Annotated in this window: 14 protein-coding genes; 6 read left to right on the top strand and 8 right to left on the bottom strand. The window is 71.0% G+C overall.

Features of this window, described 5'->3' with window-relative positions; genetic code table 11:
- Nucleotides 1-6: 6 nt before the first annotated feature.
- A complete protein-coding gene (locus tag VZL07_RS15420; protein ID WP_426757293.1) occupies nt 7-150 on the bottom strand; it encodes a hypothetical protein in 144 nt (47 codons plus the stop codon).
- A gap of 723 nt (nt 151-873) precedes the next feature.
- Between VZL07_RS15420 and VZL07_RS15415 the strand changes: the two genes are divergently transcribed.
- From VZL07_RS15415 to VZL07_RS15405, 3 genes are all read left to right on the top strand, one after another.
- The gene (locus VZL07_RS15415; RefSeq protein ID WP_426756299.1) at nt 874-1365 is read left to right on the top strand and encodes an Lrp/AsnC family transcriptional regulator; all 492 of its coding nucleotides are present in this window, start codon (nt 874-876) and stop codon (nt 1363-1365) included.
- Entirely contained in the window at nt 1362-2582 is a 1221-nt protein-coding gene (locus VZL07_RS15410; protein ID WP_426756298.1) for a PLP-dependent aminotransferase family protein, read from the top strand. The genes VZL07_RS15415 and VZL07_RS15410 overlap by 4 nt, the downstream gene beginning before the upstream one ends.
- A gap of 169 nt (nt 2583-2751) precedes the next feature.
- Nucleotides 2752-3498 (top strand): SDR family oxidoreductase, encoded by a 747-nt coding sequence (locus VZL07_RS15405; RefSeq protein WP_426756297.1) that lies wholly within the window; start codon nt 2752-2754, stop codon nt 3496-3498.
- 96 nt (nt 3499-3594) lie between these two features.
- On the opposite strand, the gene VZL07_RS15400 is transcribed toward VZL07_RS15405, so the two are convergent.
- A complete protein-coding gene (locus VZL07_RS15400) occupies nt 3595-5991 on the bottom strand; it encodes a transglycosylase SLT domain-containing protein (protein ID WP_426756296.1) in 2397 nt (798 codons plus the stop codon).
- A gap of 411 nt (nt 5992-6402) precedes the next feature.
- On the opposite strand from VZL07_RS15400, the gene VZL07_RS15395 reads away from it, so the two are divergent.
- A complete protein-coding gene (locus tag VZL07_RS15395) occupies nt 6403-7089 on the top strand; it encodes a hypothetical protein (protein ID WP_426756295.1) in 687 nt (228 codons plus the stop codon).
- A 126-nt stretch (nt 7090-7215) separates the two neighbouring features.
- Here the strand turns inward: VZL07_RS15395 and VZL07_RS15390 are convergent, their stop codons facing one another.
- From VZL07_RS15390 to popC, 4 genes are all read right to left on the bottom strand, one after another.
- On the bottom strand, nt 7216-8241 hold the full coding sequence (locus VZL07_RS15390) for a M91 family zinc metallopeptidase (RefSeq protein WP_426756294.1): 1026 nt from the start codon (nt 8239-8241) through the stop codon (nt 7216-7218).
- Nucleotides 8242-8501: 260 nt separating this feature from the next.
- Nucleotides 8502-8684, bottom strand: coding sequence for a hypothetical protein (locus tag VZL07_RS15385; protein ID WP_426756293.1), 183 nt, complete (start codon nt 8682-8684; stop codon nt 8502-8504).
- Between the two features lie 559 nt (nt 8685-9243).
- Nucleotides 9244-9660: a PopC secretion inhibitor PopD gene (popD, locus tag VZL07_RS15380; protein ID WP_426756292.1), complete on the bottom strand. Its 417-nt coding sequence runs from the start codon at nt 9658-9660 to the stop codon at nt 9244-9246.
- Nucleotides 9661-9723: 63 nt separating this feature from the next.
- Entirely contained in the window at nt 9724-11142 is a 1419-nt protein-coding gene (gene popC / locus VZL07_RS15375) for a subtilisin-like protease PopC (protein ID WP_426756291.1), read from the bottom strand.
- Between the two features lie 660 nt (nt 11143-11802).
- Here popC and VZL07_RS15370 point away from each other — a divergent pair.
- Entirely contained in the window at nt 11803-12609 is an 807-nt protein-coding gene (locus VZL07_RS15370; protein ID WP_426756290.1) for a prolipoprotein diacylglyceryl transferase, read from the top strand.
- A 181-nt stretch (nt 12610-12790) separates the two neighbouring features.
- Here VZL07_RS15370 and VZL07_RS15365 read toward each other — a convergent pair whose 3' ends face one another.
- Both VZL07_RS15365 and VZL07_RS15360 read right to left on the bottom strand, forming a co-directional pair.
- Entirely contained in the window at nt 12791-13756 is a 966-nt protein-coding gene (locus tag VZL07_RS15365; protein WP_426756289.1) for a sigma-70 family RNA polymerase sigma factor, read from the bottom strand.
- 3 nt (nt 13757-13759) lie between these two features.
- A complete protein-coding gene (locus VZL07_RS15360; protein ID WP_426756288.1) occupies nt 13760-15055 on the bottom strand; it encodes a phytoene desaturase family protein in 1296 nt (431 codons plus the stop codon).
- A 292-nt stretch (nt 15056-15347) separates the two neighbouring features.
- Between VZL07_RS15360 and VZL07_RS15355 the strand changes: the two genes are divergently transcribed.
- Entirely contained in the window at nt 15348-16292 is a 945-nt protein-coding gene (locus VZL07_RS15355; RefSeq protein WP_426756287.1) for an alpha/beta fold hydrolase, read from the top strand.
- Nucleotides 16293-16297 lie beyond the last annotated feature (5 nt).

Here is a 16297-nt window from a genome sequence, read left to right as displayed (position 1 = left end):
GCGGTCTCACACCGCCCTTCGCGTGGGCGGTCGTGACTTCCCGCAAAAACTCGGGGGCCGCACGGCCACCGATGCGCCGTTGATGCGTACTGTCCGGGAGCCATTCTCCAGCTCCTTGCTCTCCGCAACGTTGGGGAACGGCACGGGCATGGGCCCTCCAGGCGAGGGCACCTTGCACACGTCCGGAAAGCCCCCCCTGCCACCGCTCTCCGTGGTGACGGGCGTCATGCCATTCACATACACCTCGCCCTTGTCGGACATGCGTGCCCCCCAGGCCTTCGCGCATCGAACTCCGAGCTGGCTCCGATGTCACCTGTAAGGTCACGCAGCCAAGAACCAACCCGTTCCATCCCCATCTGGAAGGCGACAAAGGGCGTGTCCAACACCTGCGATGGCCCGTCCCTTCGCATGTCCGTCGCGCTGGGCTGCCGACACACGGGCACCGACGCACGGCCGACGAGCCGCCGTTAGCGCGACGTACCCGCACGCAGCCTGCATCCCGCCGCCAGCGCGACGTACCCGCACGCAGCCTACAAGCCACCACCGGCGCGATATCCACCCGCGTACCACTGACGAGCCGCCGTTAGCGCAACGTTCACCCGCGCACAGCCGGCGGTGCGCACCTTGTCCTCCGGGCCTACCTTCCCGCCCGGACTGCTGGCGCATCGCTCACCCGCACACGGCCACAGCCCGCCGGACGCGCCTTCCCGCCAGCATCCAACCGAGGCCTCGCCCGGCGGATCCGCACACCTTCCACCCTCGGTCACCAGCACAGTTCCAGGCGCGATCAAACGTCGCCCCCGGGGTTGCATCATTGGAGCATCAAATATAAATTATCTGCGCCCACGCCGAACCACCTATAAATTCAAGGCCATGCGCCCCATGTACCTGGACGAACAGGACCTCCGCATTGTCGACCTGTTGCAGCGCGATGGCCGAGCCACGCAGCTGGAGCTGTCGCGTGCGGTGAAGCTGTCCCAGCCGGCCGTGGCGGAGCGCATCCGCAAGCTGGAGGAGCGCGGGGTCATCACCGGCTACACGGCGCGCGTGGACGCGGGGAAGCTCGGCAAGGACATCACCGCCTTCATCGGGGTGAGCATCGAGCACCCGAAGTACTTCGACGAGTTCCTGAAGAAGGTCCTGGCGCTGCCGGACGTCCTGGAGTGCCACCGCGTGGCGGGCCAGGACTCGTACCTGCTGAAGGTGAAGACGGCGAACACGAAGTCGCTCGACTCGCTGCTGGTGGACACGCTGCGCACCATCGCGGGCGTCACCCGCACGCAGACCACCATCGTTTTGACGTCCATGAAGGAGGACACGCATGTGCACGTGCCTCCAGACCCCCGAAAGGAGCGTGAGGTATGAGCGCCGACGCGATGAGCGCCCCCCTTCCCCCGCCGCCCGTATGGCGGCTGGCTCAGCGGATGTCCCGCATCAAGACGTCCGCGGTGCGCGAAATCCTGAAGGTCGCCGAGCGGCCCGACATCCTCTCCTTCGCGGGAGGCCTGCCCGCTCCGGAGCTCTTCCCGCTGGAGGCCATCGCCGAGGCCCACGCCGAGGTGCTCGCCACCGAGGGCCGCGCCGCGCTCCAGTACAGCACCACCGAGGGCTTCGGCCCGCTGCGCGAGTGGATCTGCAGCCACCTGCAGAAGCGCGGCCGCGTGGCCACCGCGGACCAGGTGCTCATCACCAACGGCTCGCAGCAGGGCATCGACCTGGTGGCCAAGGTGATGCTGGACCCCGGTGACCTGGTCATCGTGGAGAACCCCAGCTACCTCGCGGCGCTCCAGACGTTCGGCGCCTATGAGGCGCGCTTCGCCACCGTGGGCAGCGACGACCAGGGCATGCGCACCGACGACCTGGAGCGCCTGCTCGCCACGCACCGGCCCAAGCTGGTGTACGTGGTGGCCAACTTCCAGAACCCCAAGGGCACCACCCTCTCCGCGGAGCGGCGGCGCGAGCTGGTGCGGCTGGCCCAGCAGCACCGCTTCCTCATCCTGGAGGACGACCCGTACGGCGAGCTGCGCTTCCGCGGCGAGCACCTGCCGTCCCTGGCCGCCTTCGACGACGAGGGCGTGGTGGTGTCGCTGGGCACCTTCTCCAAGACGCTGGCGCCGGGCATGCGCATCGGCTGGGTGGCGGGTCCGCGCGACTTCGTGCGCAGCCTCGCCATCGCCAAGCAGTCCACCGACCTGCACACCGCCACCCTGGCCCAGCGCGCGGTGGTGAAGCTGCTGGCGCGCTTCGACTACGCGGCCCACCTGGAGTCGCTGCGCCCCGTCTACGGCGAGCGCGCCCAGGCCATGCTGGACGCCCTCCAGGCGCACATGCCCGCGGGCACCCGGTGGACGCACCCCGAGGGCGGCATGTTCCTCTGGGTGGAGCTGCCCGGCGGCCTGGACGCGCAGACGCTGCTGCCCAAGGCGGTGGAGCAGAAGGTGGCCTTCGTGCCCGGCGCCCCCTTCTTCGCCAACACCCCGCGGCCGGAGTTCATGCGCCTCAACTACTCCAACCGCCCGCCGGAGCTGATTACCGAGGGCATGCGCCGCCTGGGCGGCGTGATTGCCGCGGCGCTGGAGTAGCCCGCTGACGGAGCGTCTTTGCCGCGCCGCGTCGGAGACGGCGCGGCGCGCTTCGCTTCACCCAAGTTGAAGATTGATTCAGGTTTCAAATCTCTCGCCGCTGGCCAGGGCGGGCGGGGTTTCGTACCCTGCGCGGCATTTCGTACCACCCCACCTGCCGGAGAGACACATGCAGCTCAAGGACCTGAAGATCATCGTGACGGGCGGCGCCCAGGGCATGGGCGCTCACTTCGCGCAGCGCCTGCACGAGGCCGGCGCCCAGGTGGCCGTGGGTGACGTCGCCGAGGACCGCCTCGCGGCGCTGCCCGCCGGCATCCACCGCCGCAAGCTGGACGTGTCCTCCGAGGAGGACATCGTCTCCTTCGTCGCCTGGGCGCAGGGCGCCATGGGCGGCCTCAACGGCCTCATCAACAACGCGGGCATCCTCCGCGACGCGCTGCTGGTGAAGAAGGACCGCAACACGGGCGAGGTGAAGAAGCTGTCCACCGCGGACTGGAACGCCGTCATCGGCGTCAACCTCACGGGCGCCACGCTGATGGTGCGCGAGGTGGTGGCGAAGATCGCCGAGTCCGGCCAGAAGGGCGGCGTCGTCGTCAACATGTCGTCCATCGCCCGGCACGGCAACCGCGGCCAGTCCAACTACGTGTCCGCGAAGGCGGCGCTGGCGGCCAACACCGTCACCTGGTCGCGTGAGTTCAGCCCCTTCGGCGTGCGCGTGGGCGCGGTGGCCCCGGGCATGATTGAGACGCCGATGACGCAGGGCATGAACCAGAAGGCCCGCGACGCCCTGGTCTCCGCCATCCCCGTGGGCCGCATCGGCGTGCCCGAGGACATCTGGCTGGCCGTGAAGTTCATCATCGAGTGCGACTACTTCAACGGCCGCACCATCGACGTGGACGGCGGCCTCAACTTCTGAGGTTGTCCAGGGGCATCCCGGCGGCGCTCCACCGCGCCGCCGGCGCTTCGGTGGGCGGGCCACACCTGGCGGCGGCGTCCGTTTCACGCCGTGGCTTCACCGCCGGCTGGCGTCACTGAGGCGCAGGTCGCGCAGCACCGCGGGCTCGTCCGCGTAGAGCAGCTTGTAGGCGCTGTAGCTGCCCAGCACCTTCTTCACGTACCCGCGCGTCTCCTCGAAGGCGATGTGCTCCACCCACTCGTCGAGCTCCGCCTCGGGCAGCGCGTGCCGCCACCGCTCCACCGCGCGGGGCCCGGCGTTGTAGGCCGCCACCGCGTAGGCGACGTTGCCGCCGAAGTGCTTGAGCAGCTGTCCCAGGTACGCCGCGCCCAGGCGGATGTTCGTCGCGGGCTGGAGCAGCGCGGCCTCGCCCGGTATCGGCATGTCCAGTGAGTCCGCCACCTGCCGCGCCGTGGCCGGCATCAGCTGCGCCAGCCCCAGCGCGCCCGTGGCCGAGCGCGCGCGGGCATTGAAGCGGCTCTCCTCGCGGATGAGGCCCTGGAGCAGGTCAGGGTCCACGCGGTGGGCGCGGGCATATCGCGTGATGTGCCTCCGGTACGCCAGCGGCCACGTCGCTTCCCAGATGGGACGTGACGCCGCGCTCAGCGGCCCGTGCACCTCCTGCTTGAGGGACGTTCGCGCCACCTGCCGCGCGGCCCGGTTCCGGCCGGTGCGCTTGAGCGTCTGGTACAGCAGGCGCGCGGGGGCCTCGGACAGGCCGCGCGCATCCACCGCCAGGAACTCCTCCACCGCGCCTGGTAGCCCCAGCCGCATCAACTCCACGCCCGCGAGGAAGCGCGCGTCCCTGGCGAGCGAGCCGGGCGGCAGCGGCCAGATTTCCTCCGACTCGCCTACTTCTTCCAGGGCCGCGTCCGCCGGGACATCGGCCCGGCCCGAGCCGCCCGTGCCCTCCAGCGCCTCGGGACCGGCCGGCCTGGCGTACAGCCGCGCCACGCGCTCCGGCGCCAGCAGCGCGAGCCGCGAGCGGGCCAGCATGCCGTACCAGGCCGCGGGGCGCTCAGTGGCGATGTGCTCGTAGCTGTCGAGCGCCTCCTGCGCGGTGGTGCCCGCCTCCTGCATGCGCGCGCGCCAGTAACGCGAGCGCCACAGGGCCTCGTCCGTGCGCGCGGCCTCGGGCAGGTTCTCCACCGCCATCAGCGCGGCCAGGGCCGCCGCAGCGTTGGCCTTGCGCGAGTGCAGCCAGAAGGCGCGGAAGAGCGACTCGGAGGCGAAGTTCCCCGCCGGGTAGCGCCGCGCCGCCTCTTCGTAGCGAGCGAGGGCGGTGTCCACGTCGCCCAGGCGCTGGAGCAGCCACGCCTCGAAGAAGAGCGCGTCATCCGCGTAGCCATGGTCCGGGTAGTCCCGCGCGAGCGTGGCGTAGGTGGCGATGGCCGCCTTCGGGTCCACCACCGACTGGGAGTAGCCCAGGATGTAGAGCGCCTGCGGCCGCTGCTCCGACGCCGTGCAGCCGGCCACCATGGGCTCCAGCACGTCGATGGCCCGGCGGTGCTTGCGCTCCTTGCGCAGGGCCCGGCCATAGGTGAGGTGCGCGCGGCAGGCCAGCTCGTCGGGCATCTTCACGTGCGGCAGCACCTTGTCCAGCAGGGCCATGCCCGCGTGGTTGCGGTGCAGCTCCACCAGCGCCTCGGCCCGGCGCACCCGCCACTTGAGGGGCAGGGGCAGGCCCCTCAGCCGCTGCTCGGCGCGCTTCGCCTCCCGCGACAGCGGGCTGGTGGCCCACACCTCCAGCAGCGCGCGGTGCTCGGCGTTGTACTGCCCCTGCGCACGCGCCAGGTCGCAGATGGCCAGCAGCGCCTTCATCCGGAGCGCGTCCGGCCCTCTCGACTGGCGGCTGTCGATGAGCTCCTGGAGCGCCGTCAGCGCGCCCGGGATATCCCCCCGCCGCTTGAGCACCCGCGCCAGGCTGAAGCGCGCTTCCGGGTAGAGCGGCGAGCCGGAGCTCACGGCGCGGTACTGCCCCGCGGCCGTGTCCAGCTTGCGCAGCCGCTCATTGGACTGGGCGGCCCGCAGCAGGCAGTGGTCGCGCAGCACGCCGTAGTCCTCCGCCAGCGCGGCGAACTCCGTGGCCGCCACCGCGTGGTTGCGCGCCAGCAGCGCGCTCTGCGCCATGAGGAAGCGGACCTGCGGAGTGGCCTCCTCCTGTGAGAGCAGGGCCCGCGCGCGAGCGTAGCGGCCCCGCCGGAACTCCGCGTGTGCCTTCGCCAGCGAGCCTTCCGCGAAGTAGGGCGCCAGCTGCTCCGGTCCGAAGGCCTGGGTATCCAGCTCGCCGTCGGAGGGCTGCGCCGCGGGTGAGTCGAGCAGCGCCTCCAGCTGGTCCTCGGAGAGCACCTCGCCGGGCGCTTCCTCCAGCGGCGCCTGCGCCCAGGAAGGGGGGGCGCCCAGCATGCCCGCGCACGCGAGGAACACCGCGGCACCTGCTCGAAGTCCGTCCATGACCGCCCTCATCGTTGAACCAGGGACGGCAATGCATCGTCACGCGGGGCGAGATTGGGACCGGTACCTCACACGGGTTTTCGCGCCCCCGTCATCCAGCGGATACAGCACGGCCTGGAGTACGGCGGCGGTTGCTCGATACCCAACGGCTCGGCGCGCGAGCACGTAGGCGGCTCTGCGGACAGGTGGCGCATGGCACCACCACGGGCCAGCGCGGACTCACGCCCACCCCGACGCCCCGTGGCCGGCGGCACGGGACGCGCGACGACCCGCCGGAGTCGTCGGCGGCAGCTCGGCACCCAAGATTCTATTGCAACATGATTGCACAACCGGAATGACCGTGCCATATGCGGTGACGCGCTGAAGCCGACTGAGGGCTTCGCGCCACACACCTACGTGCCGGGAACCGTGATGCACCTTCGACCCTTTTCACTGGCCTTCCTGGCCGCGGCGGCGCTTGCCCTTTCCGCCTGCGGCTCATCCGATTCCGACTCCGACGACCTCGAGTGCGGAGGCTACGGGCACCTCCACGGTGACCACTGCCACTGTGACGAGGGGTACGTAGCGGACGGCCTCACCTGCGTCCCCACCGAGGAGCCCGTCGTCGAATGTGGTGGCCATGGCCATCTGCACGACGACCACTGCCACTGCGACACGGGCTACACCGAGCAGGACGGCACCTGCGTGCCCGCCGAGGAGCCCACGCTGGACTGCGGTGAGCACGGCCACGCGCACGGGGACCACTGCCACTGCGACGAGGGCTACGTCGAGCAGGACGGCACCTGCGTCGCGGAGACGCCGGTGCTGGACTGTGGCGAGCACGGACACGCGCACGGCGACCACTGCCACTGTGACGAGGGCTACGCGGAGGAGAATGGCACCTGCGTGCCCGCCGAGTGCGGCGGCCATGGGCACATGGAAGGTGACACCTGCCACTGCGACACGGGCTACGTCGAGCAGGACGGCACCTGCGTCGCGGAGGAGCCCGCGCTGGACTGCGGCGAGCACGGGCACTCGCACGGCGACCACTGCCACTGCGATGAGGGCTACGTGGAGCAGGACGGAACGTGCGTCGCGGAGACGCCGACCACGCCGTGATGTCGCGCTGAGCCTGCGCTCGTGAGGCAGGCCCGGGCCCTCGTCCAGGATGACGCGGGCCCGGTGTCCGCCCTCACCGGGAGGGCCCCTTTCCCACGGGTCCTCCCGGTGACTCGACGGCGGCGCTCACTTCTCCAGGTCGTTGAGAATCTTCTCGACGGGCGTCGGCGCACCCAGCAGCCTCTGGAGGGGGTTCCGGTTGTCCGAGCCCAGGTTGAACATGTCCAGGTTCTGGTTGACGCTGTTATTGCCAGGGCGCATGCCCGAGTAGTCCTGGCGCAGCGGCAGCCCGTGCTCGGCGCGAATCTTGTTCTCGGTCGGCGCCCAGCCCGCGGGCGTGTGCGGCGTGGGGCGCAGGCCCACCGTCTCGAACTCCTCCGTCAGGCGCAGCCGGTCGTCGACCGTTTCCTTCATGGCGCCCGTGAACTGCGGCTGCTGGTGGAACACGGGCGCGTCGGCGTGCTTGCTGGCCGCCAGCGGGCTGACCTGGAGGCCGTTGGCCGCGCGCCAGGCGTGGACCGACTCGTGGCCCAGGCTGTTGAAGCGCGGCCCGGAGGCCCGCTCGTCGTACTTGATGTCGCTGGGCCGGCCCGCGCTGGGCTGGCCGTCGTAGCGGTACGCCGGGCGCGTCGAAGCGAGCGTGCCGTCGTTGCGGGGCATGTGCGAGTTGGGCATGTACGAGTCGGGCTTGTCCTCGATGGGACGGCTCGAGCGGATGTCGGCCACCGTGATGGGCGTCCTCAGCGTGCCCGTCGTGCCCGGGTTCACCGCCTGCGTGCGGCCGTTGAGCTCCGTCAGCATCCGGTTGCCCTCGGGCCGGCTCATCAGCCGGTGCGTGGAGTTGCGCACGTCCGACGTGAAGTCCGCGAAGTCCGCGCCGGTCTGCCGCGGGTCGCTGTCACGGCGGGTCCGGATGCCCTGCAGGTCCGGGTGGACCACGCCGTAGTCCGCGCGCTTGAGGTTGTCCCTGCCCGTCTGCAGCTCGCTGGGCGTCGGGCGGGGCGCCTGAGGATTCGCCGCTGTCTCCGTCCTCTGCGGCCTGCTCGCGTCCAGCCTGGGGGGCGCGCTGTTCGCGCGGGGACGCGAGGAAGAGGAGGACGACGACGGGGAGGGCTTCGGCGCGGAGAAGGACGGCTTGGAGCGGATCTTCATGGGGAGCCTCGGGGAGCGGGAGGTAGGCGACGCTCTGACACCAGAGCATCTCCCGTGCCTGCCGCAGCGAGTCAGGCTCCGCGCCATGGCCGCTGTGATTTCAAGGACTTCCGCAGGCCCATGGGGTGAACAGGGGCCTGTGAGCCGATGACACCGCTCACCTGCTGGTGACTGGCGTCACCAGTCACCACCACTGCCGCTGCTGGCGGCGAATGGGCTCCACCCGGCGGCGGACGCTGCGGGGACGCGGCGTCGCGCAGTCACACCGCCTGCCAGCGGTGCAGCGGGCCGCGGCGCTGGCGTGGGGACCAGCGCGAGACGCACTTGTCGCCGCGGTGGAGCGGGACACGCGGCGTGAGCGCGTCCGGCGGCAGCGGTGGCACGAGCTGCCTGGCGTCCAGGACGTCATGACACCACCTCCCCAGGGGAAGGGCTGCACGCACCACGGCACTCCGCTGCGAATGAGGGCTTCGTCGCCAGTTCCATGGATGGACTCCGGGGGCACACGTCCACGTCCAAACGGTCCAGACGGACCGCGAAAGGCAACCTTCATGCCTTCCAACGGACAAACGCAGGTCCGCGGTTTTCCTTGCGGCCCTGGGACGAGTCCGGGACGAACGGACTGTGCGCGTGTGCACTGGACAGCACACCGCGCGACGCAGGTGACAGCGAGACCCGGCGCAAGGGACTGACAGCCACCGCGAAACACGTCACCGCACGCACAGACTCGCACGTCCTTCGCGACGCGCCGTCCGCCACCCGACGTCACCATTCGACTCACGGGCGACTGGCAGATGAGCAGGGCAATCCAGAGATTCTACGTTATTCAGGAAGAAGCGGCGGGGTCGTCGGTTCTCAGTAGCGGAAACGGAGGCTCAGACGCATCTTCGAGAAAGGCGCGAATACGCGCCGCCTCCAGGTGGCGGGAAAGCCACCCGGGCAGCCCTCTTCAGATAGGGAGGGAGTCCCAGACCAGGGGTGCGCGGCGAGGGGCACCCACCGCTAGATGAGGTCGAGGGGCATCATCGTGCCCGCCTCGAACTCCGGGGCACGGCGCAGCTGGTCCAGCACGCGCGGCGCGCAGCGCAGGTGGAGCATGGGCATGGAGCCCGGCTCGCTCACCGAGCGCACCGCGCCCAGCAGGTGGTGTGCCTCCAGCCAGCGCATGAGGCTCTGGTGGAAGCGCGCGCTTTCGGCGAGGCCCGCCTGGTGTACCTCCGCGCGCGAGCGGAGCGGCGGACGCGGAGACGTGCGTCCACGCGACACCGCCGCGGGCTCCTCGCGGGGCATCACCGTCACGTCAATCCAGTCTGGCTGGGTGTCCGAGCCCGCAGCGCCCGGCAAGGGACGCACGCGCGCGGACACACCGGGGACGCCGCCGGCCCGGACGTCCCCCCAATCGCCATTCTTCCTGCTCATGGCCTCTTCCTCCCCCGGGTCCGGCGCGCGCAATGGCGCCGACCCCGGCTTCAACCACCACCGTCACCTGAATACGGCCAGGCCCTTGCCTGTCTTGTGCGTACCCGAGCGAGGGAGCTTCACCGCATTCGCCAGGATCAAATCCCTCACCTCGAGTGCCGTCAAGTCAGGGGCACGGCAGCGGTACAGCGCTGCGATACCCGCTACATAAGGCGCGGCCATGCTCGTGCCACTCATTCGCTCGTAGAACGCCTGGTTGTTACAGCGGCGCTCCGTGCTGGAATAGACATTCACGCCATACCCCATGACGTCCGGCACGACGCGCCTACCCACGGTGCCACTCGCGGAGAATGTGGCCACGTTACGCGCGAAGTCGACCGCGCCGACAGCCAGTGATTCCGGAAAGGCGGCTGGATAACCAACCGTGTCGGGGCCACTGTTGCCTGCCGCCACAACCGGGAGGACGTTGCTGTCGAGCAGGCGACGAATCATCGTCTGGAGCGCGCGCAGGTTGAGGTTGTAGTCCGCCTCCGAGATGCCGGGCGGCGGCATCAGCGGGAAGCCGAGCGACAGGTTGACCACCGCGGGCCGCGACGAGTTCTCTGGCCGACTGAACTGGTGCAGCAGCCACTCCATGCCCGCGGCCACGCGGCCCAGGCTGGTGCGGATGGTCTCCGACTCGATGACGGACGCGACGTAGAGGTCCACCTCCGGAGCGACGCCGTGGTGCACGCCCGCGGCGATGCCGCACACGTGCGTGCCGTGGCCGTCCGGGTCGAAGCCGCGGATGTCTCGCGCCGGGTTGTGCGGCGAGTTGGGGAAGAGCGACACGTAGCGGAACTGGATGACGCGCGCGGCGTGCTCGGGGTGGTCCGCGTCCACGCCGGTGTCGAGGATGCCGAGCATGACGCCCGCGCCGCGGATGCCCTGCGCGTGCGCCAGCGGGACGCCGGACTCGTCGGGCCACTCGCGCTCCGCCAGCGAGGACATGCCCCGGTTGCGCGGTCCGGGTTGTCCCGCCGACACCGGGCCGGGGAAGGACAGCGGAACGACGTCGGGGATGAACTCGAAGTCGCGCTCCAGCTCGCCCCGCGCCTCCTTCTCGGTGTGGTCCTCGTAGAAGTGGGCCATGGTGGCGCCGATGAGCGGCATGTACCGGTAGCTGCCCGGCTCCGCGCCCGTCTGCTCCGCCACCGTCGCGCCCGGCATGGGCGCGGTGGTGGAGTCCGCGCCGCGCGTGGCCTTCGCGCTCCGGCCCTTGCCCTTGCGGCGCTCCTCCTGGCCGCTGACGGGCGGACGCGGTCCGGGCAGCGTGGCCGACCGCAGCCCCAGCGCGAAGAGCGTGTCCGGCGCCTTGTGCGCCACCGTGAAGCGCAGCGCCGTCGTGCGCGACAGCACGCGCTCGCCCTGCTCCGTGCCGCGAGGCCCCACGCGAGCCTGCGTCTCGATGGACTCCTTGGGTACCAACAGGTAGGACTTCATGAGTTGTGTGCTCCTTGAACCACCGTGCAACACCAGACGCATGCGGCAAGGGCGTCCAGCACCAGGTCAGCGCCCATCGCGTGCGGAGCCTCTCGCGTGCGACGGGGGCGAGGGAGGCGCGCACGTGGCCGCGCGCACTCGACGAGGGAGGCCCGACGGCGCGACGTGCGCGCCGCGTGCCTGTGGCGGGCTCCCACCGGGACCTCCGGGCCGGCGGGTGGAGGATGTGAGTCCCTGGCGTCCCCCAGAGGCTGCGGATGGCGTGGCCACGAACGCGCGCACGTCGGCCTCGCGCTGCCTCTCGCGCCCGGCATGTGGTGGCGTCCTTCTTGCGGCGTCATGCCTGTCCCCCTTCCTCCGGATAGGCCCTGGGCTCCCCGTTCGATTGGATAGGAAGGGCCTGACAAAAAACCACGGATTTCCCGCAGTACACGCACGAATGGGGTAATTCGGTTCTAACTGGCCTTGCGCGAACGTCCGGAAGTGGGAGTGATTCCCTCCCGGGTACGAGCGGGGTGCCCGGAGGCACACAGGCGCGGTGTCCGCCACCCGACCTCGGACAAGACGAAGTCGGGAAAGACTCCGTTCCGACAATTGTTCGCCCACATCCCTCCGCCCGGATTAAGGGTGGGGTGTTCGCTTCCCCTGGAGCCGCCTGACGTGATTCCTTACTGGCACGCCCCCTCGCTGGAGCTGGGGCCCCTCAAAATCGAGCCCTTCGGCATCTTCGTCGCGGCGGGCATCCTGCTGGCCGCCCGCCTGCTTGGCCGTCAGGCCGAGAAGGAGGGCCTCAACCCGGAACCCCTCGCCGACTTCGCGCCCTGGGGCGTGGGCGTCGGCGTCGTCGTGGGTCACCTGGTGCACCTGTTCTTCTACCACCCGGAGGAGCTCTCCAAGAGCCCGTTCCAGATTCTGAAGGTCTGGGATGGCCTGTCCTCTTTCGGCGGCCTGCTGGGCGGCATCCTCGCCGCCGTCGTGTTCTTCAGGATGCGCAAGCTGCGCTTCTCGGACTACGCGGACGCGTTCGCCCTGGGGGTGGCGCCGGGTTGGGCGGTGGCGCGGCTGGGCTGCTTCGCGGTGCATGACCACCCGGGCGTGCCCACCGACTTCTTCCTCGCGGTGGCCTTCCCCGGCGGCCCGCGGCACGACCTGGGCATGTACGACGCCATCGCGCTCTTCGCCATCACCGGCGTGCTGTACGCGCTGCGCAGCTCGGGGAAGCTGAAGGGCCGGCTGCTGCCACTGCTGGCGGTGCTCTATTCCATCTGCCGCTTCTTCTTCGACTTCCTGCGCGCCACGGACATGGCCTACGTGGACGCCCGCTACTTCGGCCTGACGCCCGCGCAGTACGGCTCCATCGCGCTGCTGCTCTACGGCGTCTGGGGCCTGCTGCGCCGCCGCGAGCCGGGCACGGCGTCGTCTCCGCCCTCGGCGCCGAAGAACCCGGGGACGGTGGGCGCGCGGTAGGCGGCTCGGGCCCACGCGTCCGCAGGGTCCGTCGCAACCTTCGGCCCGGAGCTCCGGCGTGCGCGCCTGGGCCTCCGGGCCGTCTCGTCTCGAAGCGGGACCTGCCCCCCTGCCCGGAGGCGGAGAGCGGCGAGTGCGGCGGCGCCAGCGCGGCGTCTCCCGGCGTCCGCGGGCCTGGGGTTCAGGCGGAAGCGGGCATGCCTAGCCCGGCGAGCTTGTGGTCCGCGAGGATGGAGTGGACCTGGGTGATGCGCCCTTCCTCGCCCAGCTCCACGCGCAGCACCAGCCGCGTGCCCAGCATCGGGTCCCGCTTCGATGGCGGGTACACGGCCACCATCGCCGGCAGCCCGTTGAGCATCCGCAGCTCCATGGCCTCGGGCGGTCCGCGCAGCTCCAGCAGCCGCCGGTAGAGCAGGAACACCCGCTGCAGCCCCAGCACGGGGACGCGCGCCGCGCGCACCTGGCCTCCGCCGTCCGAGAGCGCGGACACGTCGCTGGCGAGCACCGCCTCCGCCGCCGCCACGTCCCCCGACAGCAGCGCGCCCAGGAACCCCTCCAGCGCGGCGCGCGAGCGCGCCTGGAGCTCCCGCGTCGGCAGGCAGCGGGCCCTGTCATACGCCGCCATGGCGGCTCGCGCGCGGTGGTGCACCACCTTCACGTTGGACTCGCTCATGTGGAGCGCCTCGGCCACCTCGCGCACCGTGTAGTCGAAGACGTCGCGGAGGAGCAGCACCGCCCGCTGCTTGGGCGACAGCGCCTCCAGCGCCAGCAGGAAGGCGAAGGAGACGCTCTCCAGCAACGCGTAGTGGCCCTCCGTCGAGCCTCCGCCGGGCAGCCGCGCCTCCACGCCCGGCGGCGGAAGCTCGTCCTCACCCGTGTCCAGCGGCGAGGGCAGCCAGGGCCCCACGTAGCCCTCGCGCTTGCGGCGCCGCAGAAGGTCCCTGGCGAGGTTCACCGCCACCCGCGTCAACCAGGGACGCAGCTCTTCCTGACGCGCGGGCGGCGAGGCCAGGGCGCGTGCATAGGTCTCCTGCACCAGGTCATCCGCGTCCGCCGACACACCCGTCATGCGGTAGCAGAGTCCCCACAGGAAGCGCTCGTGCGCTCGCGCCGCCTCCGCCAGCTCTCCGTGCGCGTGGCGCGCCATGCGTCAGGCCCCCATCCCCCTGCGTGAAACGGCCCGCTGGCTTCCGAGGAGCGCGAGCGCCGCGGACTCGGCGCTCGCGAAGGAGGCATCCGCGAGCATCCCTTCCGGGCCCACCCAGTCTCCCACCCGGTACAGCCCGCGCACGTGCGGCACCTCCACCGGAGGCCGGCCAGCGAGGCCGCCCGTCTCCGCCGTCGGCAGCCAGTTCGACACCCGCAACGAGGGCCGGTAGCGGCGCGCCACCACCGACGTCCGCCACCCCGGCTGAAGCACGTCCATCACTTCCTCCAGGCGAGCCTCACTCGCCTCCGGACCGCGGCCGCCCAGGTATTGCATCACATGCACCATCGCGCCGCCCTCTGGCGCCAGCTTCGCGACCGCCGAGTGCACGGAGGCATACCAGGGCCCGTCGCCACCGAGCGCGAACAGCGCGTCGGGACGGGGCAGCCGGGACAGCCCCAGCTCCAGCGTGGCCGCCTTCACCGGCACGGCCCGGGCCGCGTCCCGGGCCAGCGCCGCGTCACCGGGCAGCAGCTCCGCGAGGTCGCTGGGCCCGCCCGCCACCACCACCGCGTCCGCGGCGTGCTCCATCCCATCCGCGAGCCGCACACCCCGGACCCCATGGCCCGCTTCGTCCAGGATGACCGAGGTCACGCGCGCGGACAGCGCCAGCCGCGCGCCCGCCTCACGCGCGCGGGCCTCCAGCGCGGAGACGAGCGTGCTCCATCCGCCGTCCACGTAGAGCACGCTGGGCAGGGCCTGGAGCTGGGCGACCGCCACCTCGGCGCTCAGCGCCTCCACGTCCGCGCAGTAGGTCATCACGCGCGTCAGCGCCATCACGAAGTCGCGTGCGTCCTCGTTCGCCAGGCGCTGCTCCACCCAGGCGCGCATCGGCGTTCGCGCCAGCGACGCGGGGTCCACGCTGCCCACCCTCGCGAGCAGCTTCGCGAGCTCCAGCTTCCCGGACAGTCCCAGCGCGTCCGTGGCCATCATGGAGACCAGCCCCCGCGGCATGGTGTGCAGGCGCCCGCCTCGCAGCAGGTACGAGCCCGCGCCGGGCGCGCCGCCCGTGGGCTTCACGCCCAGCCGCCCCAGCACGCGCAACGCCGCGCCGCCCCGGTACAGCGCGTGGGGGCCGAGGTTGAAGCGGAAGCCCTCCACGTCCGACGTCTGCCCCCGGCCGCCCAGTTGCTTCGAGCGCTCGTACAGCGTCACCTCGCAACCATCGCGCGCCAGCAAAGCCGCCGCGGCCAGGCCGCCCAGCCCTCCGCCGATGACTGCCACTCGAGCCGTCGCCATCTGCCGTCCTCCGAAAAGGCCCGGTGGAATTCCGGGCATCTGGCGACACCACGACGGCGGGGGCCCAAAGGTTACGCGGGCGCGCCTTGCACGTCCGTGACGGGCGCGCCGTCGTCGCGAGAACCTTCCGTCCACGGTGCGTTTTTCGAGCGGATTGACAGCGACACGCCTCTGAAAACCGCGCTCGCGACAACCCCGCGAGTCGCTTCCGACGAGGCAATGTCAGAGGTAGCCGTAGAATCCTTCATGCACCGGCGGACTTCCCCGCCGGAGAGCCCCGAGGCATTCACGCATGAGAAAGCTCCTCGCTGCCCTGCTCGCTCTTCCCGTTCTCGCCGCCTGTGGCCCCGCGCCGGAGTCCGACTCGAATGAACTGCAGCAGGCCCCCGAGGGCGCCGAGCTGGCCTCCACCGAGCAGGAGCTGTTCGTCATTCCCCGCGAGCGCTCCGTCCGGCTGCACACCGGCGTGACGCTGCGCTACGTGGAGCAGGGTGTACCGTTTGGTCCGGCCGTGGTGTTCCTCCACGGCTTCTCGGACTCGAACCACACGTGGGACTTGAACCTGCGCACCTTCTCGCGCGGCTACCACGTCTACGTGCTGGACCAGCGCGGCCATGGCGACTCGACGCGCCCGGCGTGCTGCTACACGCAGCAGTCCTTCGCCGCGGACGTGGCGGCCTTCCTGGACGCGGTGGGCGAGCGCAGCGCCATCCTCGTGGGCCACTCCATGGGCAGCTTCATCGCGCAGCAGGTGGCGCTCGACTTCCCCCGGCGCGTGGACGGGCTGGTGCTGGTGGGCTCGGCCCCTACCGTCGCCGGCAACCCGGTGGCGCTGGAGCTGAAGTCCATCGTGGACACGTTTGAGGATACGGTGGACCCGGAGTTCATCCGCGCCTTCCAGGAGAGCACCTTCGTCCGTCCCGTCCCCGCGTCGTACATCGACCGGCTGGTGTCGGAGAGCAGCAAGGTGCCCGCGCGCGTGTGGCAGGACGCGCTGGACGGCATGCTCACGGAGGACCACTCGGCGCGGCTGGACCGCATCCGCGTGCCGGTGCTCGTCATCGGCGGTGACCAGGACGGCTTCTTCCCCGTCGCCGACCAGCAGGCGCTGGTGGACGCGCTGCCCGACGCCGACTTCATCCTGTACCCGGACACGGGCCACGCGCCGCACGCGGAGCGTCCGCAGCGCTTCAACCAGGACGTGCAGCGCTTCCTGCGCTCGGTGACGCGCGGGTAGGACGC

The sequence above is a fragment of the Pseudomyxococcus flavus genome (assembly GCF_050038885.1).
Lineage (GTDB): Bacteria > Myxococcota > Myxococcia > Myxococcales > Myxococcaceae > Myxococcus > Myxococcus flavus.
Note: the sequence above shows the minus strand (reverse complement) of the source record. Positions and strands in the feature narration are given on the sequence as shown.